Source organism: Acidocella sp. MX-AZ02, assembly GCF_000306035.1.
Taxonomy (GTDB): Bacteria; Pseudomonadota; Alphaproteobacteria; order Acetobacterales; family Acetobacteraceae; genus Acidocella; species Acidocella facilis.
On sequence record NZ_JH976207.1, the window covers coordinates 382,804 to 401,998 of the forward strand.

16 protein-coding genes are annotated in these 19,195 nt (G+C 65.1%); 14 read left to right on the forward strand and 2 right to left on the reverse strand.

All coding sequences use genetic code 11. The annotated features are described in order from the left end of the window. Nucleotides 1-5: 5 nt before the first annotated feature. Nucleotides 6-2,381: an S-layer family protein gene (locus MXAZACID_RS01855; RefSeq protein WP_144052613.1), complete on the reverse strand. Its 2,376-nt coding sequence runs from the start codon at nt 2,379-2,381 to the stop codon at nt 6-8. A 448-nt stretch (nt 2,382-2,829) separates the two neighbouring features. Between MXAZACID_RS01855 and MXAZACID_RS01860 the strand changes: the two genes are divergently transcribed. The 11 genes from MXAZACID_RS01860 to tenA all read left to right on the forward strand — a co-directional run bounded on the left by MXAZACID_RS01860 (nt 2,830) and on the right by tenA (nt 14,056). Then, nucleotides 2,830-3,408 (forward strand): cob(I)yrinic acid a,c-diamide adenosyltransferase, encoded by a 579-nt coding sequence (locus MXAZACID_RS01860; protein ID WP_008492330.1) that lies wholly within the window; start codon nt 2,830-2,832, stop codon nt 3,406-3,408. Further along, complete coding sequence (locus tag MXAZACID_RS01865; protein WP_008492331.1) at nt 3,401-5,092, forward strand: bifunctional protein-serine/threonine kinase/phosphatase; 1,692 nt, start codon at nt 3,401-3,403, stop codon at nt 5,090-5,092. Before MXAZACID_RS01860 ends, MXAZACID_RS01865 begins: the two co-directional genes overlap by 8 nt. Continuing rightward, complete coding sequence (locus tag MXAZACID_RS01870; protein ID WP_008492332.1) at nt 5,089-5,922, forward strand: metallophosphoesterase; 834 nt, start codon at nt 5,089-5,091, stop codon at nt 5,920-5,922. The genes MXAZACID_RS01865 and MXAZACID_RS01870 overlap by 4 nt, the downstream gene beginning before the upstream one ends. Before the next feature lie 78 nt (nt 5,923-6,000). Then, the gene (locus tag MXAZACID_RS01875) at nt 6,001-7,254 is read left to right on the forward strand and encodes a sarcosine oxidase subunit beta family protein (RefSeq protein ID WP_008492333.1); all 1,254 of its coding nucleotides are present in this window, start codon (nt 6,001-6,003) and stop codon (nt 7,252-7,254) included. Then, on the forward strand, nt 7,254-7,505 hold the full coding sequence (locus tag MXAZACID_RS01880; RefSeq protein ID WP_008492334.1) for a sarcosine oxidase subunit delta: 252 nt from the start codon (nt 7,254-7,256) through the stop codon (nt 7,503-7,505). The genes MXAZACID_RS01875 and MXAZACID_RS01880 overlap by 1 nt, the downstream gene beginning before the upstream one ends. Beyond that, on the forward strand, nt 7,502-10,291 hold the full coding sequence (locus tag MXAZACID_RS01885; protein ID WP_008492336.1) for a 2Fe-2S iron-sulfur cluster-binding protein: 2,790 nt from the start codon (nt 7,502-7,504) through the stop codon (nt 10,289-10,291). Before MXAZACID_RS01880 ends, MXAZACID_RS01885 begins: the two co-directional genes overlap by 4 nt. Then, nucleotides 10,284-10,775, forward strand: a complete 492-nt coding sequence (locus tag MXAZACID_RS01890) for a sarcosine oxidase subunit gamma (RefSeq protein WP_008492338.1) — start codon at nt 10,284-10,286, stop codon at nt 10,773-10,775. Before MXAZACID_RS01885 ends, MXAZACID_RS01890 begins: the two co-directional genes overlap by 8 nt. 52 nt (nt 10,776-10,827) lie before the next feature. Further along, nucleotides 10,828-11,688: a formyltetrahydrofolate deformylase gene (gene purU / locus MXAZACID_RS01895; RefSeq protein WP_008492339.1), complete on the forward strand. Its 861-nt coding sequence runs from the start codon at nt 10,828-10,830 to the stop codon at nt 11,686-11,688. A 78-nt stretch (nt 11,689-11,766) separates the two neighbouring features. Next, nucleotides 11,767-12,621, forward strand: a complete 855-nt coding sequence (folD, locus tag MXAZACID_RS01900; protein WP_008492340.1) for a bifunctional methylenetetrahydrofolate dehydrogenase/methenyltetrahydrofolate cyclohydrolase FolD — start codon at nt 11,767-11,769, stop codon at nt 12,619-12,621. Between the two features lie 59 nt (nt 12,622-12,680). Beyond that, nucleotides 12,681-13,394 (forward strand): helix-turn-helix domain-containing protein, encoded by a 714-nt coding sequence (locus tag MXAZACID_RS01905; RefSeq protein ID WP_008492341.1) that lies wholly within the window; start codon nt 12,681-12,683, stop codon nt 13,392-13,394. 2 nt (nt 13,395-13,396) lie between these two features. Continuing rightward, the gene (gene tenA, locus MXAZACID_RS01910) at nt 13,397-14,056 is read left to right on the forward strand and encodes a thiaminase II (RefSeq protein ID WP_008492342.1); all 660 of its coding nucleotides are present in this window, start codon (nt 13,397-13,399) and stop codon (nt 14,054-14,056) included. Between the two features lie 96 nt (nt 14,057-14,152). On the opposite strand, the gene mbfA is transcribed toward tenA, so the two are convergent. Continuing rightward, entirely contained in the window at nt 14,153-15,109 is a 957-nt protein-coding gene (mbfA, locus tag MXAZACID_RS01915) for an iron exporter MbfA (protein WP_008492343.1), read from the reverse strand. 235 nt (nt 15,110-15,344) lie between these two features. On the opposite strand from mbfA, the gene MXAZACID_RS01920 reads away from it, so the two are divergent. From MXAZACID_RS01920 to MXAZACID_RS01930, 3 genes are all read left to right on the forward strand, one after another. Beyond that, nucleotides 15,345-17,123, forward strand: a complete 1,779-nt coding sequence (locus MXAZACID_RS01920) for a sulfotransferase (protein ID WP_008492345.1) — start codon at nt 15,345-15,347, stop codon at nt 17,121-17,123. Then, nucleotides 17,120-18,493 carry a tetratricopeptide repeat protein gene (locus tag MXAZACID_RS01925; protein ID WP_008492346.1) on the forward strand — a complete coding sequence of 458 codons (1,374 nt, stop codon included), beginning with the start codon at nt 17,120-17,122 and terminating at the stop codon, nt 18,491-18,493. Before MXAZACID_RS01920 ends, MXAZACID_RS01925 begins: the two co-directional genes overlap by 4 nt. A 10-nt stretch (nt 18,494-18,503) precedes the next feature. Then, nucleotides 18,504-19,195, forward strand: a 692-nt coding sequence (locus tag MXAZACID_RS01930; protein WP_008492347.1) for a hypothetical protein, incomplete at its 3' end; no start/stop codon positions are given.

Below are 19,195 nucleotides of genomic sequence, written 5' to 3' on the forward strand. Positions count from 1 at the left end.
GATCCTTAAGCGGCGGTGATGACGCTGCCGCTCTGATGGATCGCGCCGATCCCGGAGAGGATCAGATGCGTGCCGTCATTCAGGACCAGGTTCATCGAACCGCCGGAGACCGTCTCGCTGCTGACCGAGAGGCCCGCACCCAGCACCATCTGGCCGCTGAAATTGCCGATGAGATCGGTGCCGCCGCCGCCGGTGATGGAGAACAGATCATTGCCGAGCCCCGCCCCGGTCAGGGTTTCATTGCCCGCCGCCGAGACCAGCGTGTTATAGCCGCCGCCGCCGCCGATCAGCACGTCGTTATTGCCGCCGGCGCTGAACAGATCGCCCGTGCCGCCGCCGCCATTCAGGCTGTTATTCCCCGCATTGCCACCGGAGACGATGTTGTGGTTGCTCTGGCCGCCGAACAGGGTGACGGCGGTGTTGCTGCCGGCCGCCAGCACGGTGCTGGACGAGCCGCTGCCACCGATGAAGACCAGCGATTCATTGCTGTTATCATTAACCGCGCCGATCTTGCTGCCGGTATCGTCGCTGGCCTTCACGAAGGCGCCGAGGGCGGCGGAGACGGTGGCGGCGCTGCCCGCGACATTGATCAGGCTGACGCTGTCATTGGCGCCGGTCAGCACGATATTGTTGCCGCCATAGGCCTGGTCCGTGGCGGTGATGCTGTCCTGGCTGCCGCTCAGCGTGGCATTGCCGCCGCCGGCGAGGGTGACGGCGGCGCTGCCGCCGGTCTGCAGCAGCTGGTCCTGGCCGCCCAGATTGAACTGCCCGCTCTGCACGGTGAACTGGTTTTGCACGGTTTCGGCGCCGCTGGCGATGCCATAAGCCCAGGGGTTGGCATCCGAGACGGTGGCGTTGCCGGTGAGGTTGACGCTATTGCCGCCGCCCTGCAGGGCAAGATTCATCGCGCTGCCGCTGATCGTGTTGTCGCTGGAGGTGACATAGAGGCTCGCGCCACCCGAGGCTTCGATGGTGTTGCTGCCGGTCCAGACTGACAATGTATTGTTGCCCGTCGCCACCAGCAGGCTACCGCCATTGCCGGTGACGCTGGCATCGGCGGTGACCGCGAAAAGATTGTTGCTGCCGCCGGCATAGAGCGTGTCGTTCATATTGCCATAGAGCATGCCGGAGCTGCCACTGCCGGTGACGCTGACGACATCATAGCGCCCGATGGTGCCGTTGGCGGTCAGGTCGATATTCACGGCCGAGCCGAGAATCACGGTGTTGGCCACCGAGGCCGTGCCCGCCAGCGTGTCCCGGGTGATCTGCTCGCCATCCGTGACCCGGATCGTGTCGCCGCCGGCGGTGAGGTTAACCAGTGTTCCTCCACCGATTGTATAGGCATTGCCGCCAACGCTGTCATTATAGGTGCCGCCGGCGGTCGCGACGACGCTGCCGCTGCCGCTGGTGACATTGACGGTGCTGGCGCCGGAGCCCGGCGTGGTGTCAACGATACTCGACGAGCCGTTATTATAGGTCGTGGAGGCGGCGACGCTGCTGGCGATCGATACGGTGGTGGCGGCAATACTGGTGGAGCCGCTGCTCGCGGTGATCGGCACGGCGGTGCTGACGGTGCTGTTGGCGCCGGAGATGCTGATGCTCTCCGAAGAGGTCTGCGCGGTGACGTTGCTGCTGTTTCCCGAAACGGTGGCGCTGTTGCCGTAGCTCTGCAGCGAGACGCTGACGCTGTCGCCGGTGGCGGTAATGCTGTTGTTGTTGTTCAGCGCCGTCACGCTGTCATTCGCGCCGGTGACGGTGATGGCGGAGCCGGCGGTGGTATCGGACGCGGCGGCAGCGGCGCCGGAGATGAGATTGATCGGGAGGGACGAGCCTACCTGCGCCTGGTCGATCACGGTATCGTTGCTGCCGGCAACGATGATGCTGGTGGCATTGGCGACCCGCACGGTATCGTTGGCGCCGTTGATGGTGAAATTGCCATTATTCGCGATGATAAGGGCATTATCGCCATTGATGACGAAATTGCCGGACACATACATCGCCGAAACGGTATCGTTCGAGCCGTTCACGAGAACGTTGGTCGTTTCGATGCGTTGCTGCGAGACGAAATTATTGTAGCTGCCATTGATGGTGACGCCGCCATTGCCGAAGCCACCATCCATGATGGTGTTGTTGTTGCCAACCAGCAGCAGGCTGTCGCCGTTGGAGCCGCCTGACTGATACAGCCCGGCGGAGAGCGTGTCATGCGCGCCGAACAGGGTCACGGCATTTTGATTGTCGGCGAGATAGATGCCGACACCATTTGCCGAACTGACGACCGAGTTCGAGCTGCCATAAATGGTGGGATTGCCCGAGACCACGTTAAGGCTCTGCCCATTGAAGGTGCTGGTCGAGTTACCGGAGACCGTAACGGTGTTAGACAAGGTAGAATCCCTCACACGCTGCAGAAAGAGGATTGCTTCCATGACGAAAGATTTCGTCGCGATGAGCAGTGGCCCTATCATCTCTTGAAGGTTAGCGTGCTGAGGAAAATCCGTCAGCAGCGATTTCGCGGACATTTCCCGCACACGAATATGTGAGGTAGGCTATTGAAAAATGCCTAAAATTTGGAGACAGCCCGGAGGAGCATGTCCCAAACCCTTTAAATGCGCTGGGGAGTGTCGGGAGGTTTGACGCAAAAAATAGATTCGGCAAAAAATTTATGAACAAATCGATAAGGGACTATTTTTATAGTATTTCCAAAACCATAATATTCTCTACGCGTAATGTATTAAATTTTATCCATTATTTTGCGGCGCCTACGCTTTATCCCAGATTTTTCGGCCGATTCGGGCCCTTGAAGTCAGGCGCGCGGCATGGTGCAGTCCGGCCATGGTGAAGCTGGACAAGATTTATACAAGAGGCGGGGATCAGGGCGAGACCTCGCTCGGCAATGGCGCCCGGGTGGCGAAATCCTCGGCGCGGATCGCCGCACTGGGGGAGGTGGACGAGGCCAATGCCGCCATCGGCCTGGCCCGGCTGGAGGGGGCGGGGCCGATCGATGCGATCCTGGCGCGCATCCAGAATGATCTGTTCGATCTCGGCGCCGATCTGTGCACGCCGATCCGCGAGGATGAAGCGCCGGGGGCGGCGCTGCGCATCGTGCCCGCGCAGGTCGCCTGGCTGGAGGCGCGGATCGACGCCGTCACCGCGGAGCTGGCGCCGCTGACCTCCTTCATTCTGCCCGCCGGCAGCGCCGGCGCGGCGCGGCTGCATTTCGCCCGTACCGTCGCCCGCCGGGCGGAGCGCGCGGTGGTGGCGCTGCTGGAGATCCCGGATGAACCGGTGAACCGGCTGGTGCTGGCTTATCTCAACCGGCTGTCGGACCTGCTGTTCGTGCTGGCGCGCGCCGCCAATGGCATTGGCGGGGCGGATACGCTGTGGGTGCCGGCGGCCAGCCGGCATGGCTGAACCGCCGCCAGCCTCTGGCTGGTCGCTGGGCACGGAATTTGCCGCCAGCCTGCAAGGGGCAGGGGCGTCGTCGCGGAATTTCTATGCGCTGTATGAGGGCGCGGCTTTCGGCGTGCCGGGGCGCGGGGCGCTGGCGGTGATCGCCCGCGCCCATGCGGATAAGCGGGCCAAACCCAGCGGCGGGCGCGATGCGGTGCAGACCGCCGTGGCCAGCTTCGCGGAAGGCTATTTCGGCGCCAAGCGCACCTTTTCCCCGCGCAAGGCGGCCTCCGGCGCGCTGGCCGCGGTCAATCGCTGGCTGGCGGGGCAGTTGCAGGGGGAGAGCGGGCTTACCCCGGTTTCGCTCTCGGCCTTGCTGCTGCAGGATGCAAGGATTTTCGTCGCCCAGCTCGGCGCCTGCCAGATCTACCGGCTGCGCGGCCAGGTGCTGAGCCCGCTGTTGCATCCCCATATCCGCCCGCCCGAGGCCGCGCCCTTCATGCCCACCCGGGCGCTGGGGCTGGAAGCGGAGCTGGCGCTGGATCTGGCGGAGGAGGAGGCGCAGCCGGGCGATGCCTATCTGCTCATCGCCGGGCTGGCGGCGCTGGAGGGCGTCTATGCCGCGCTGGCGCCGCTGGCCCAGCACAAGCCCGAAGCTCTGGCCGAGGCGGCGCTGGCGGCGCTGGCGCATCTGCCGGCTCACGACAAGGCGGTGATGGCGCTGCGGGTTCATGCCGTGCCGGCCGCCGGGCAGGACGAGGCCGCCCGCGCCGCCCTGGCGCAACTGCCCATCCGCCCCGCCCCGCGCCCAGGCGATAACTGGGACGGCTTTGCCATCGGCGAGACTTTGTTTCGTGGCCGCTACACCATGCTGGTGGCGGCGCGCGATACGCTCTCCGGCCAGGATGTGGCGCTGAAACTGCCGCTGCCCTCGATGTTGCAGGACGAGGTTTTCGCCGCCGGCTTCATGCGCGAGGCCTGGATCGGCACCGCCGTGCGCAGCCCGAGCGTGGTGCAATATATCGACATACCGGCCAGCCGGCGCAGCGCGCTCTATCTGGTGATGCCACTCTATCACGGCGAAACGCTGGAAAAGCGCCTGAATCGCGCCCCCTTGATGAGCCTGCCCGAGGGGATGGGCATTGCCTTCCGGCTCTGCGAGGCGGTGCAGGATCTGGCGGCGATCGACGTGGTGCATCGCGATCTCAAGCCCGAGAATGTGATGCTGCTGGAAACCGGGGAGGTGAAGCTGCTGGATCTCGGCCTCGCTTATCTGCCGGGGATCGACGCCGCCAACGCCGCCCGGCCGGGCGGCACCATCCGCTACATGGCGCCGGAGCTGCTGAAAGGCACCCAGGCCAATCCGCGCACGGAACTCTACGCCCTGGCGGTGACCCTTTACCGCATGTTCGCCGGCGGTGCCTTTCCCTATGGCCAGCATGAGAAGCGCCCGCTGCAGCGTTTGCGCCCGGATCTGCCCTCCTGGCTGGGCGAGGCGCTGGCGCAAGGGCTGGCGGTGCGCCCGGAGGACCGGCTGGCCGATGCCGGGGCGCTGGCGCAGCTGCTGCAGCTGGGCCTGGCCGAAGGGCGCGACGAGCCCCCGCGCTTGCGCCGCTTCGCCTTCAGCTCCTTGCATCTCTGGCAGGGGCTGACTTTGTTTTTCGCCCTGCTCAGTGCCGTCCTGCTGGTGCGGACGCTGACATGATCCGGGTGCTGTATATGAGCGATCTGCATCTGGAGATGGAGCATCGCCGGCATCTGCTGGACGTGATGCTGCGCCGCCCGGCTCTGCAGGCCCGCCCGGCGCTGAAGGACGTGCCGGCGCCGGATCTGATCGTACTGGCGGGCGACATTCATAACGGTCTGCTCAGCGTCGCCTATGCCGACAGCCTGGCCAAGCGGTTTGAGGTGCCGGTGGTGCTGGTGGCCGGCAATCACGAATATTACTTCCATAATCTGGAGCCGCTGGGCGCGCAGATGGCCAAGGCCGCGGCGGCCACGCAGGGGCGGGTGCGGCTGCTGGACAATGCGCTGTTTACCTTCGAGAAACAGGACCAGCGCCTGCATGTGCTGGGCAGCACGCTCTGGACGGATTTCAATCTCAATCACGACCCCGCCCTCTCCAGCGCCCATGCCGGCGAGCGGATGAATGATTACCGGCTGATCAATGCCGGCAGCAAACGCCTGCGGCCGAAACAGACGATGGAGCTGCATTTCGCCGCCCGCGCCTGGCTGCATACCCAGCTGGCGCGGCTGCAGAAGGATGATCCGCAGACGGTGCGGATGATCGTCACCCACCACGCGCCCGGGGCGGCGTTCCTTGGCCGGCGGGGCGGGGCGATCGGCCCGGCCTATGGGTCCGATCTGCTGGCGGAATTCGCCCCCTACAGCCCGGGCTTCTGGGTGCATGGCCATACCCATCATCGGCACGAGACCTTCAGCCACGGTTTCTGGGTGGTCTCCGCGCCGCGCGGCTATGCCAAGGAGGAGCCGGAGGCGGTGGCGTCCTATGAGCCGGGAATTTTGGAGATCTGATCCGCGTCATCAGGGTTTGACAGCAAAATAATTCTTGTGCATCACTCTGTTTAACTGGCAGGAAATTTATTTGCCCCGATGAGATACTCCGCTTTCTCTGTCCTCACCCAGGCGCTGCGTGGCCATACCGGCTGGAAACCAGCTTGGCGCAAGGCCGCGCCGGCGCCGTCCTATGATGTCATCGTCATTGGCGGCGGCGGCGGCGGGCTGGCCACGGCCTATTATCTGGCGAAGAACCACCCGGAGGTCGGGCGGATCGCGCTGCTGGAGAAAGGCTGGCTGGGCGGCGGCAATATTGGCCGCAACACCACCATCATCCGCTCCAACTACATGCTGCCGGGCAATGAGCCCTTCTACGAATTCTCGATGAAGCTCTGGGAAGGGCTGGAGCAGGATTTCAACTATAACGCGATGGTCAGCCAGCGCGGCATCTATAATCTCTACCATTCCGACGCGCAGCGCGATGCCTATGCGCGGCGCGGCAATTCCATGCTGCTGCATGGCGCGGATGCGCAGCTTCTGGACCGGGCGCAGCTGCGCCGCGAGCTGCCCTACCTGAATTACGACAATGCGCGGTTTCCGGTGCAAGGGGCGCTGGTGCAGCGCCGGGCCGGCACGGCGCGCCATGATGCGGTGGCCTGGGGCTATGCGCGTGGCGCTGACCAGCGCGGCGTGGACATTATCGAGAATTGCGAAGTTCTCGGCATTTTGCAGGAATATGGCAAGGCTGTCGGAGTCGAGACGACGCGTGGCAGCATCCGGGCGGGCAAGATCGGCATGGCGGTGGCGGGTGCTTCCTCGCTGCTGGCGGCGAAGGCGGGGCTGCGTCTGCCGATCGAGAGCCACGCCTTGCAGGCGTTCGTGAGCGAGGGGCTGAAGCCGTTGATCGATACGGTGATCACCTTCGGCGCCGGGCATTTCTATATTTCCCAGTCAGACAAAGGTGGTTTGGTGTTTGGCGGGGATGTTGACGGCTATAATTCCTACGCCCAGCGCGGCAATCTGCCGGTGATCGAGGATGTGTGCGAGGGCGGCATGGCGCTGATGCCGATGATCGGCCGCGCGCGGCTTTTGCGCAGCTGGGGCGGGCTGATGGATATGAGCATGGATGGCTCACCGATCATCGATAAAACCCCGGTGGAGAATCTCTTCATCAATGCCGGCTGGTGTTATGGCGGCTTCAAGGCGACACCGGCCTCGGGCTTCTGCTTCGCGCATCTGATCGCGCGCGGGGCGCCGCATGAGGTCGCTGGCGCCTACCGGCTGGCGCGCTTCGCCGAGGGCAAATTGATCGACGAAAAGGGAGTCGGCGCGCAGCCGAATCTGCATTAATGCGCATCACCTGCCCGCATTGCGGCAATCGTGGCCTGGAGGAATTCACCTACACCCAGGACGCCGAACGCACCCGACCGACCGATGGCGGCGCCACGCCGACGCCGGAATGGGCGGACTACATCTATCTGCGCGATAATCTCAAAGGCCCGCGCAAGGAATATTGGTATCACAGCGCCGGGTGCCATGCCTGGCTAATCGTGGAACGCGATGTCTCAACCCATGAAATCCTCTCGATGCGCCTGCCATGACCGGCTTTAGATTGGCGCAAGGCGGGCTGGTGGATCGCGCCAGCCCCGTGAAGTTCCGCTTCGATGGCAAAGCCTATACCGGGTTTGCCGGTGATACGCTGGCCTCGGCGCTGCTGGCGTCGGGCGTGAAGCTCGTTGGCCGGTCCTTCAAATATCACCGCCCGCGCGGCGTGTTCGCTTCGGGCTCCGAGGAGCCGAACGCGCTGGTGGAGCTGCGCGCCGGCGCCTGGCGCGAGCCCAACACCCGCGCCACCATGGCGGAGATTTTCGAAGGGCTGGAAGCCGCCAGCCAGAATCGCGGCCCCTCGCTGAAATATGATCCGCTGGCGGTGAACAATCTGCTCTCGCCCTTCCTCTCGGCCGGGTTCTACTACAAGACCTTCATGTGGCCGGCGAGTTTTTGGGAGAAACTCTACGAGCCGATGATCCGCCGCGCGGCGGGGCTGGGCCGCAATGCCGGCCTGCCGGACCCGGATATTTACGAAAAGACCACGGAATTTTGCGATGTGCTGGTGATCGGTGCCGGGGCGGAGGGAATTGCCGCCGCCACGCAGGCCGCCGCCACCGGCCAGCGCGTGATCCTATGCGATGAAAACGCCCCGCTAGTACCGATTGATCTGCCGTCCGGCGTGGAATTCCTCGCCCGCACCACGGTGTTTGGGGTTTATGATGGCGGCACCTATGCCGCCTTGCAGCGCCTCACCGACCATCTGCCATCCTCCAACGCCCCGCGCCAGCGCCTGGTGCGCATCGTCGCCGGGCGCAGCGTGCTGGCCACCGGCGCGCTGGAGCGGCCGATCGCCTTTGGCCATAATGATCTGCCCGGCGTGATGCTGAGCCGCGCGGTGGGGGATTACGTCACCCGCTATGGCGTCGCCCCGGGCCGCAACATCCTGCTCTATCTCAATAATGATGACGCGGCCGGGCTGATCCCGGTGCTGCATCAGGCCGGGGTGAACATCGCCGGCGTGGTGGATGCGCGCCCTGCCAGCTCCGATGTCGTGCATGAAGCCGCCCGTGCCGCCAATGCGCCGGTCTATGCCGGGGCGGCGATCATCCGCGCCACCGGCTGGCAGGGTGTGTCCGGTGCCAAAATCCGTCTCGCCAAAGGTGGGGATCTGGCGCTGCCTTGCGACATCATCGCCGTCTCCGGCGGCTTCAACCCCAATCTGGCGCTGACCTCGCATTTCGACGGCAAGCCGGTGTGGGATGGGGCGATCGCCGCTTTCGTGCCGGGCAGCCTGCCGCCTTGCATGAGCGTCGTCGGCAAGGCGGCGGGGCAGGGGCTGAATGCCAATATCCAGCCGGTGTTTCACTCTGGCTTCTTCCCGGGCAAATCCTTCCTGGATCTGCAGAACGACGTGACGGTGAAGGATGTGAAGCTGGCCGAGCAGGAAGGCTTCGCCGCCGTCGAGCATCTCAAGCGCTACACCACTTTGGGCATGGCGACCGACCAGGGCAAGACCAGCAATGTGAATGCCATCGGCGTGTTGGCGCAGACGCTGGGCAAGGGCATTGGCGAGACCGGCACCACGCGCTTTCGCCCGCCTTACGTGCCGGTTGCCATCGGCGCGCTGGCCGGGGCGCATACTGGCAAGGAGTTCAAGCCGACCCGCCTTACCCCCACCCATGAATGGGCGGCCGGGCTGGGGGCGGCCTTTGTGGAAACCGGCCTTTGGCTGCGCGCGCAATATTTCCCCAAACCCGGCGAGGATTGGCTGGAAGCCGCGCAGCGCGAGGTGAACGCGGTGCGCAACGCTGTTGGCATCTGCGATGTCACCACACTCGGCAAAATCGACATTCAAGGCCCGGACGCCGCGATTTTCCTGGAGCGCGTCTATACCAATAGCTGGGCCACTCTGCCCATCGGCAAGGTACGCTACGGGCTGATGCTGCGCGAAGATGGGTTCGTGATGGATGACGGCACCACCGCGCGCCTCGGCGAGACGCATTTCGTGATGACCACCACCACCGCCAACGCGGCGCGGGTGATGCAGCATCTGGAATTCTGCGCCCAGGTGATCTGGAAGGAGCTGGATGTCTCGCTGATCTCGGTCACCGACCAATGGGGACAGATCGCCGTGGCGGGTCCGAAATCCGCCGCGACACTGGCGAAGATCGTCGATGCGCCCTTCGATCTTTCGGACGAGGCCTTTCCCTACATGGCCTGCATGGAGCTCACGGTGTGCGGGGGCGTGCCGGCGCGGCTGTTCCGCATCTCCTTCTCCGGCGAGCGCGCATATGAGCTTGCGGTGCCCTCCCGCCAGGCCGATGCGCTGGCCAGGGCGCTGATGCAGGCGGGCGAGGAATTCGGCATCGCCCCCTACGGCACCGAGGCGCTGGGCATCATGCGCATCGAAAAAGGCCACCCGGCCGGGCCGGAGCTGAACGGCCAGACCAGCGCGCATGATCTGGGCATGGGCAAGCTGCTTTCGAAGAAGAAAGAGTTCATCGGCCGCGCCATGGCCGCGCGCCCGGCTTTAACCGCCCCAACCCGCCAGACCCTGGTGGGCTTACGCCCGGTCAACCCGCAGGACATCATCCGCGCCGGCAGCCATCTGCTGCCCGTGGGCGCGCCGGCCGTGGCGGCCAGCGATCAGGGCCATGTCACCTCCGCCGCGCGCAGCCCGACACTCGGCTCCATCGCTTTGGCGCTGCTGGAAAACGGCCCGGCGCGGCATGGCGAGACCATCCGCGTCTATGATCCGCTGCGCGGCGGGGATTTCACCGCCATCGTCACCCATCCCGTGCATCTCGACCCGGAAGGCCACCGTTTGCATGCTTGACGCGCTCGATCCGGCCTTGCCGGCGCACCCTTTCATCGCCTTGGCCCCGCAACGGCGGGTGCGCAGCCTGGCCGCCTTCAAATCCGGCCCGGCGGCGCTGGAAGCGGCCTTGGGGGTGAGCCTTCCGGCCACGCCCAAGCGCCTTTCGCACCAGGGCGCGGACATAATCTGGAACGGCCCCGGCCAATGGCTGGTGCTGGGCGAGCTGGACCTCCCCTCCGGCCTTGCCGCCATTACCGCGCAATCGGACGGGCTCTGCCTGCTCAGCCTCTCCGGCCCGCACCAGATCGAGATTTTGAAAAAACTCCTGCCGATCGATATTGCCCGCTTTGCCCCGGATGATGTCGCCATTACCCTGGCTGCCCATATCGGCGTGCGAGTCTGGCGGGAGGGGGAGCATTTCATCCTGGCCTGTTTGCGTTCCTACGCCGGGGCGCTACATCACGCCCTCATGCAAGCGGCAGAGCATTCAGGGCGAGGTTGAGGGCAGCGCGGCGCGCGCCTCCCTCGCCCTTCCCCTCATTCAGGAATCCAACATGTCCAAATCGCAGTTCGTGCTGACCCTCTCTTGCGTCAATCGCCCGGGAATCGTCGCCGCCGTCTCCACCTATCTGTTCGAAAAGGGCGCGGATATCCGCGAGGCCCAGCAATTCGACGATGTCGAGACTGGCAAATTCTTCGCCCGCATCGCTTTCACCTTGGTGGACGGGGCGGATATTTTGCCCTTGCGCGAGGGCTTCGGCGCGGTTGCCGAAAGCTTCAAGATGGCCTGGCGCTTCTCCGACCATTCCACCCCGCGCAAGGTGCTGCTGATGGTCTCGAAATTCGACCATTGCCTGGAGGATCTGCTCTATCGCTGGCGCATCGGCGAGATGGAGATGCAGCCGGTCGGCATCATCTCCAACCATCCGCGCGAGGCCTATAACGGGCTGGATTTCGGCGGCATCCCCTTCCACCATCTGCCGATCACCAAGGAGACCAAGATGGAACAGGAAGGGCAGATCTGGTCCATCGTGAAGGAGAGCGGGGCGGAGCTGGTGGTGCTGGCGCGCTATATGCAAATCCTCTCGGACGCGCTGGCGCAGAAGCTCTCCGGGCGCTGCATCAATATCCACCATTCCTTCCTGCCCGGCTTCAAGGGGGCGAAGCCCTACCATCAGGCGCATAAGCGCGGGGTGAAACTGATTGGCGCCACCGCGCATTACGTTACCGCGGATTTGGATGAAGGCCCGATCATCGAGCAGGATGTGGAGCGCATCTCCCATGCCGACACGCCGGATGATCTGGTGCGCAAGGGGCGCGATATTGAGCGCCGGGTGCTGGCCCGCGCCGTGCGCTACCATCTGCAGGACCGGGTGATCCTGAATGGCAGCAAGACGGTGGTGTTTGGGAGCTGAGCGCCCTGGCTTGGCGGTGGCTGCGCGTTTCCGATAGAAGGGCGCGCAGCACCGCCCCAACCCGAGAGGACAAGTAAATTGGCTGAGATCATCGACGGTAAGGCCTTCGCGGCCAATTTGCGCGCCCAGATCGCGGCGGAGGTCGCCACGCTGCCTTATCAGCCCGGCCTCGCCGTGGTGCTGGTGGGAGAGGACCCGGCCTCGAAAGTCTATGTCGCCAACAAGGCGAAGCAGACGGTGGAGGTCGGCATGGCCTCCTTCGAGCATAAGCTGCCGGCCGACACCGCCCAGGCCGAGCTGCTGGCGCTGGTGCGAAAATTGAACGACGACCCGAAGGTACACGGCATCCTGGTGCAGCTGCCGCTGCCCAAGCATCTGAACGCGGATGAGGTGATCGCCGCGATCTCCCCGGAGAAGGATGTGGACGGGCTGACGGTGGTGAATGCCGGGAGGCTGGCCGCCGGGCTGCCGGGGCTGGTGCCCTGCACGCCGCTGGGCTGCATCCTGCTGCTGGAAGACAGGATCGAGGACATGACCGGGCTGCACGCGGTGGTGATCGGCCGCTCCAATTTGGTCGGCAAGCCGATCGCGCAGCTGCTGCTGCAGAAGAACTGCACCGTGACCATGGCGCATTCCAAGACCAAGGACCTGCCGGGGCTGTGCCGCAGCGCGGATATTCTGGTGGCGGCGGTGGGCCGGCCGGAGATGGTGAAGGGCGACTGGATCAAGCCGGGTGCCGTGGTGATCGATGTCGGCATCAACCGCGTGTCGGCGGCCGCCGAGGGCAAGACCAAGCTGGTCGGCGATGTCGAGTTCGGCTGGGCGGACAAGGTGGCGGGGATGATCACCCCGGTGCCGGGCGGGGTCGGGCCGATGACCATCGCCTGCCTGCTGCGCAACACGCTGACGGCGGCGAAGCGGCTGGAAGCTTGATGCGTCTGGCCTTTTTCGCCCCGCCCCCCTAAGACAAACAGGTGCAGGAGGGGGAGAAGATGCGAAGCCAGGCCAAGCCCAGCGCCCGAAAGGCCCAGATCATCAAGGCTCCCTTGCCGGAGGCGCTGGCGCAGGCCGGTCTGCCCGCCGACATCGCCGAGCCTTACAGCACCGGCAGCAACGCCGCCGCCGTCTCGGATCTGACGCTGGAACAGGCGATCGGCGTGCAGGTGCGCCAGCTGCGCCGGCGTGTCGGCATCACCGTCTCCGAACTCGCCGCCGCCGCCAATCTTTCCGGCGGCATGCTCTCCAAAATCGAAAACGGGCAGATCTCGCCTTCACTCGCCTCGCTGCAATCGCTGGCGCTGGCGCTGAATGTGCCGATCACCACCTTCTTTTCCACCTTCGAGGAAAAGCGGGACTGCTCCTTCGTGAAAGCCGGCACCGGCGTGGTGATCGAGCGGCGCGGCTCCAAGGCCGGGCATCAATACGCGCTGCTCGGCCACGCGCTGGGCGGCAATGTGGTGGTGGAGCCCTATCTGATCACGCTGAGCGGTGACGCCGCCCCTTATCCCGCCTTCCAGCATGAGGGCACGGAATTCATCTATATGCTCACCGGCGAGGTGCTGTATCGCCATGGCGATCAATCCTACCATCTCACCCCCGGCGACGCGCTGCTGTTCGACAGCGCCGCCCCGCACGGGCCGGAAAAACTGCTGGTGAAGCCGATGACCTATCTCTCCATCATCACCTACGCGCGCGAGCCGGCCTGAACATGGCGCGGCTGTTCGCGCAATGGCGCGCCGGGGCTGGTGCGGCCTGGGGGGCGTATGTGCGCCATCCTTTCGTGCAGGCTTTGGCCGAGGGCAGGCTGAAACCCGAGGCCTTCCGGAATTTCCTGATCCAGGATTATCTGTTCCTGATCCAATATGGCCGCGCCTACGCGCTGCTGGCGGCGAAGCTGGAGGCGCTGGAGGATATCAAGGCGGCCCTCGCCACTGCCCAGGCGCTGATCGAAACCGAAATGCCGTTGCATGTGAAATATTGCGAAGGCTGGGGGATTACGGAGGCGCAGATGCGCGCCGCCGAACCGTCCTTGGAGATGCTGGCCTATACGCGCTACGTGCTGGAGGTGGGCTATAGCGGTGACGCGCTGGCGTTGCTGGCGGCCCTGGCGCCCTGCATCGCCGGCTATGCCGAGGTTGGCGCCGAGGCGGCGGCGCGGGCCAAGGCGGATAATCCTTACCGCCCCTGGATCGAGACCTATACCGGCGCGGACTATCTCGAAGCGGTGGCGTCATCCTTGGCGATGATCGACCGGGTGGGGGCTGCCTGCGGGGCGCAGGGCCGGGCGGCGCAGTTGCAGGGGATTTTCACCCAGGCGACGAAGCTGGAAGCGGCGTTCTGGAACACCGGCTGGGTATTGCAGCTTTAAAAACCAAACGTTTTTTGGTGCCGCTTTTTTTCAAAAAAAGCGGCAAAACCGTTTGGGGTGGTGGCAACCGCGTTGCCACCACCCCTCCAAAAACGTTCACCCCGCGCCGATCAGCACGCCGGTCGCGAACACCAGCACGCCGCCCAGCGCGACTTGCAGTGTCGCGCGGATCGGCGAGGTCTCCATGAAGCGCCAGCGGATCCAGGAGATCGTGGCCAGCTCCACCGCCACCACGATGATCGCCACGATCAGCGCCAGATGCAGGTTCGGGATCAAGAAGGGCAGCGTATGGCCCAGACCGCCCAGCGTCGTCATCAGGCCGGTGACGATGCCGCGCACATAGGGCGTGCCGCGCCCGGTCAGCGAGCCGTCATCCGAGAGCGCCTCGGCGAAGCCCATCGAGATGCCCGCCCCGAGCGAGGCCGCCGCGCCGACCAGAAAGGCCGAGAACGGATTATGCGTCGAGAACGCCGCGGCGAAAATCGGCGCCAGTGTCGAGACCGAGCCATCCATCAGCCCGACCAGCCCGGGCTGCACATATTGCAGCATGAATTGCTGCTTGGCTTCCTCATCCTCGCTCTTGCGGGTATCGGCGGTGAGGTTCTGGGCGGAAAGCTCGTCGGCGCGGTGCTCGTGCTCGGCTTCCGCATCGGCCAGATCGCCCAGCAGCTTGCGGATCGACACATCGCTCGTGCGCGCCGCGGCGTTGCGGTAGAAGCGCTGCGCCTCGTGCTCCATGCCCTCGGCCAGCTTGCGCACATCATTGATGTTCGGCTTCGGAAACTGCCAGATCGAAGGGCGGCTCAAAAACCCGCGCACATCCTGGCGGCGGATCAGCGGGATATGTTCGCCGAATTTTTCCTGGAACAGATCCAGCAGCATGCGCCGATGCTCGCTCTCCTCCGCCGCCATCTCCTTGAAGATGTTGGCCGTGCTGGGAAAATCCTCCCGCATGCGCTCAGCGATGTCGAGATAGATGCGCCCATCCTCTTCTTCATTGCTGATCGCGAGCGCGAGGATCTCGCGCTCCGAGAGCTGGGAAAATTCACGCATTGAAACACTCCGTTTAGCAACCGCTCATCTGACGCGCACGGCGCCGCGCGTCAAGAAATTTATCACATTTGAGAATGAATGGCTGTTGCATAGATCGTTGAAAAGACAGTTTTTTTACAGTCCGGAGCGGCGTTGCGGCAGGGTGGAAAGCCTGTAAAATGAAGGGGCAAGGAACAGCTTTGAGGCGGTGGGCAGGGTGCGGGATCAGAACGGGCTTTGCCCATGCGAAAGTGGATTGCGCGCTTTGCGCTGCTGCCAGTCGGACTCTGCAGAATGGCCGGGCGAGGCGGCGCTGGCGCTGCTCACCCCCAAGGCCGAGGAAGCGACCAAGCTCTTCAACGAAAAGAAATATGAAGAGGCGGAGGCGCTGGCGCTGGCGGTGCTGGATGCGGCCCCCAATCAGCGCATCGCGCTGCGCGTGCTGTTTGAAATCCGCAATGCGCAGAAGCGCGGCAAGGCGGCGGATGCGCTGGGGGCCAGGCTGGCCGGCCTGCCCGGCAATGCCGGCCAGCGGGCCCAGGCCAATGGCCATTATGCGCAATATCTGATCGGCCAGGCGCGGTATGAGGCGGCGATTCCGTTCGCGGCCGAAGTGTTGAAAGCCACGCCGCGCGCCGCCCAGGCGCATCACGTGATGGGGGTGGTGTTCACCGAAACCGGCGCGCTGGAGGCCGGGGAGCGGCATTATCGCAAGGCGGCCGCTTTGTCCCCGGTCGAGGATGGCATGGTGCTGGGCAATCTGGCCTGGAACCTGAAACAGCAGGGCCGGCTCACCGAGTCACTGGCGCTGTATGAACAGGCCCTGGCGCTGCGCCCGGATAATATGCGCGGCACCGGCGGCAAGGCGCAGGTGCTATTCGCCTTGGGCGCGCGGGGCGAGGCCGAGGCGGTGCTGGATGGCGCCCTGGCGCGCTGGCCCGAGGATAAGATGCTGCGCCTGTTGCGGGTGATGGCGGATCTGGCGCAGGACCGCCCGCAAGCGGTGCTGGACCGGCTGAACCCGGCCGAGCCGATGGTGCCGCCCGAGATCCTCGCCCGGGGGCGCGCTTACATGCAGCTCGGCCAGCCGCAGGAGGCGATCAACGCCATCGCCGCCGCCCGCAACATCCAGCGCGAGCGCGGCGGGCTCAGCTTCCAGCCCGAGGCGCTGCAAGCGCAGATCGCGCGCGACAAGGCCTATTTCACCGGCGACCGGCTGCGGCCTTTGCCCAAGGCCGGGCCGGGGGCGTTCATGCCGGTGTTTCTGCTCGGCTTCCCGCGCGCGGGAAGTTCGCTGCTGGAACAGCTGCTCGCCCAGCTTCCGCAATTCGCGGCGGGGGACGAGCTTGCACCCATCTCCCGGCTGATCGACGCGATTTCCGGCATGCTCGGCAACCAGCCTTATCCGGAGGCCCTGGACAATATGCTGGTGGGCGACGCGGCGCAGGTGCCTGACCGGCTGCGGGCGCTGTATGAGGCGCCGCGCAGCGCCCTGGCCCGCCCCGGCGTGCGCTTCATCACCGACCGCGCCCCGGGCAATGTCTGGCATCTCGGGCTGATCAAGCTGCTCTATCCCGAGGCGCCGATCATCCATGTGCTGCGCCATCCTTACGACCTCGTGCTCGCCAACGCTGCCCAGGACCGCAGGCTGGAGACCAACGCCCATGCCGGGCTGCCCGCCCTGGCGCGCTATTTCGACATGCAGGCGCAGATGCTCAAACATTATCGCGGCGAGCTGACGCTGCGCTATCTGCCGGTGCGCTACGAAGAACTGGTGCGCGACCCGGATGGCGAGGTGCGCAAGATCCTCGATTTCATCGGCGCCGAGAGCGATCTGCCCGGCGGCTTCGGGCTGAATAACGGCGCTGTCCCCGAACCCTGGCCGGCGCATTTCGCGCTGCGCCGCCCGGTGCATCCCAACGCCGCCGGCCGCTACCAGGCCTATCAGCAGGCGCTGCCGAAACTCTTCAGCGAGGTGGCGGCGATCCTTGATCTCTGGGTGCGAGAGCTTGGCTATGAGGAGCCGACGCCATGAGTGCTGCGCAGGAAAACGGCAAAGTGGTGATGAAGCTGGCGGATGCGCTGGACAAGCTCGCCAAGCTGGAACAGGCCAACAAGCTGCCCGAGGCCGATGATCTCGCCAGGCGCATGCTGGCGGCGATGCCGGAGCATCCGCATATTCTGCAGCTCGCCGGCATCGTCGCCTATCGCAGCGGGCGGGTGCAGGAGGCGATCGAGCGCATGGAGAAATCCCAGGCGCTGGCGCCGGATGTCGCCCTCTATCCGCGCAATATCTGCGAGATTTATCGCGGCGCCGGGCGGCTGGACGATGCGCTGGCCGCCGCCAAACGCGCCATCGAGCTATCGCCCGAGGATTCGCGCAGCTATTTCAACTGCGCGCTGATCCATTATGAACGGCTTGAGCTGGATGAGGCCGTCGCGGTCTCTGACAAGGCGATCGCGCTCGACCCTGAATTCGCCGAGGCGCATTTTGAGAAGGCCGAGGCGCTGCTGCTCGGCGGCAAGCTGAAGGAAGGCTGGGAGAGCTATGAATGGCGCTTCAAGCTGAAACAGGCCGAAGGCATGCTGCCCAAGACCGAGAAGCCGCAATGGGATGGCCAGCCGCTCGCCCCCGGCAAGCTGCTGATCATCGGCGATCAGGGCTTTGGCGATTGCATCCAGTTTGGCCGCTACATCCCCTGGGCGGCGATGCTGGCGCCGCAGCCGATTATCGCCTGCTCGGGCGAGCTGCTGCCGCTGCTCAGCCAGCTGCCGCATATCGGCAAGGTGGTGACGCGCTGGGACGATGCCGGGGATTACGACGCCTATATCCCGCTCTCCGGCCTGCCACGCCTGGCCGGCACCACCACCGAGAATATTCCGCCCTCGGGCTATCTGGCGGCCAAGCCGGCGCTGGTGGAAGAGTGGCGCGCGCGGCTGGACCGGCTGGCGCCGAAGGGCAAGAAGCGCATCGCTTTGGTCTGGGCCGGGCGGCCGACCCATAAGAACGACAAGAAGCGCAGCCTGAAGCTTTCGCAATTCGCGCCGCTGTTCGCGCGCGATGATGTGGTGATCCTCACCGTGCAGAAGGGCGACCAGATCGCCCAGGCCGGCGGCTATTTCGGCCGCGCGCCGCTGGTCAATCTCGGCCCGGAGATCGAGGATTTTCTCGATACGATGGCGATCCTGCAGCATGTCGACCGGCTGGTGACGATCGATACCTCGGTCGCGCATATCGCCGGGGCCAGCAACGTGCCGACCTCGATCGTGTTGCCCTACGCGCCGGATTGGCGTTGGCTGCTGCACCGCGAGGACACGCCCTGGTATCCGAACATGCGGCTCTACCGGCAGCGCGTGCCCTTCCAGTGGGACGATGTGATCGCCCGCGTCGCGGCGGATCTGTAAGGCGGCGCTGATGTTCGGACCACGCCGCGCGGCGCCGCTTTTCACCGCCGCGCGCCGGCCGCTGCTGCTGCTCCATGCCGGGCTGCATAAAACCGGCACCACCGCCTTGCAGGAGGCGCTGGCGGTGCAGCAACAGGCGCTGCTGGGCCAGGGCGTGCTGTTCGTGCGCGCCGGCCGGCCGGTGAGTGCGGCCGGGCAGCATAATCTCGCTTGGCAGCTGATGCGCGACAGGCGCTATCACAGCGCCTGGGGCACCATCGACGAGGCGGCGCGCGAGATTGCCGCGCATGGCGGCCACGCCATCATCTCGGCGGAGGATTTTGAAACCTTCCTGGACCGGCCTGAGATATTCGCGCCGCTCACGCGCCATCCCGCCTTGGCCGGGCATGAGATCGCGCTGCTGGTCTATCTGCGCGAACCCTGCGCCTATCTGCGCTCGCTCTATCTCGAACTTACCCAGGCCGGCATCGCCGAGGAGGCAAGGCTGGTGATCGCACAGATCCTCGCCGCCGGGCATTTCGATCTGCGGGAATGGCGGTTTCAGTTCGACTATGCCCGCCTCGCCGCCAGGCTGCGACGCGGCTTTCCCGGCCGGGTGGTGCTGCGCGACTATCAGGCGCTGGTCGGCGGCTCCAGCCTTGCGGATTTCCGGCATGTCACCGGGCTGAGGCTGGATGAATTCGATGATAAGCGGCTGAACAT

Coding starts and splice junctions, on each gene's coding strand:
- purU (WP_008492339.1), top strand. CDS start 10,828: ATGTCCAAATCGCAGTTCGTGCTGACCCTCTCTTGCGTCAATCGCCCG.
- MXAZACID_RS01875 (WP_008492333.1), top strand. CDS start 6,001: ATGAGATACTCCGCTTTCTCTGTCCTCACCCAGGCGCTGCGTGGCCAT.
- MXAZACID_RS01865 (WP_008492331.1), top strand. CDS start 3,401: ATGGCTGAACCGCCGCCAGCCTCTGGCTGGTCGCTGGGCACGGAATTT.
- MXAZACID_RS01870 (WP_008492332.1), top strand. CDS start 5,089: ATGATCCGGGTGCTGTATATGAGCGATCTGCATCTGGAGATGGAGCAT.
- tenA (WP_008492342.1), top strand. CDS start 13,397: ATGGCGCGGCTGTTCGCGCAATGGCGCGCCGGGGCTGGTGCGGCCTGG.
- MXAZACID_RS01925 (WP_008492346.1), top strand. CDS start 17,120: ATGAGTGCTGCGCAGGAAAACGGCAAAGTGGTGATGAAGCTGGCGGAT.
- MXAZACID_RS01890 (WP_008492338.1), top strand. CDS start 10,284: ATGCTTGACGCGCTCGATCCGGCCTTGCCGGCGCACCCTTTCATCGCC.
- mbfA (WP_008492343.1), bottom strand. CDS start 15,109: ATGCGTGAATTTTCCCAGCTCTCGGAGCGCGAGATCCTCGCGCTCGCG.
- MXAZACID_RS01880 (WP_008492334.1), top strand. CDS start 7,254: ATGCGCATCACCTGCCCGCATTGCGGCAATCGTGGCCTGGAGGAATTC.
- MXAZACID_RS01860 (WP_008492330.1), top strand. CDS start 2,830: ATGGTGAAGCTGGACAAGATTTATACAAGAGGCGGGGATCAGGGCGAG.
- MXAZACID_RS01905 (WP_008492341.1), top strand. CDS start 12,681: ATGCGAAGCCAGGCCAAGCCCAGCGCCCGAAAGGCCCAGATCATCAAG.
- MXAZACID_RS01885 (WP_008492336.1), top strand. CDS start 7,502: ATGACCGGCTTTAGATTGGCGCAAGGCGGGCTGGTGGATCGCGCCAGC.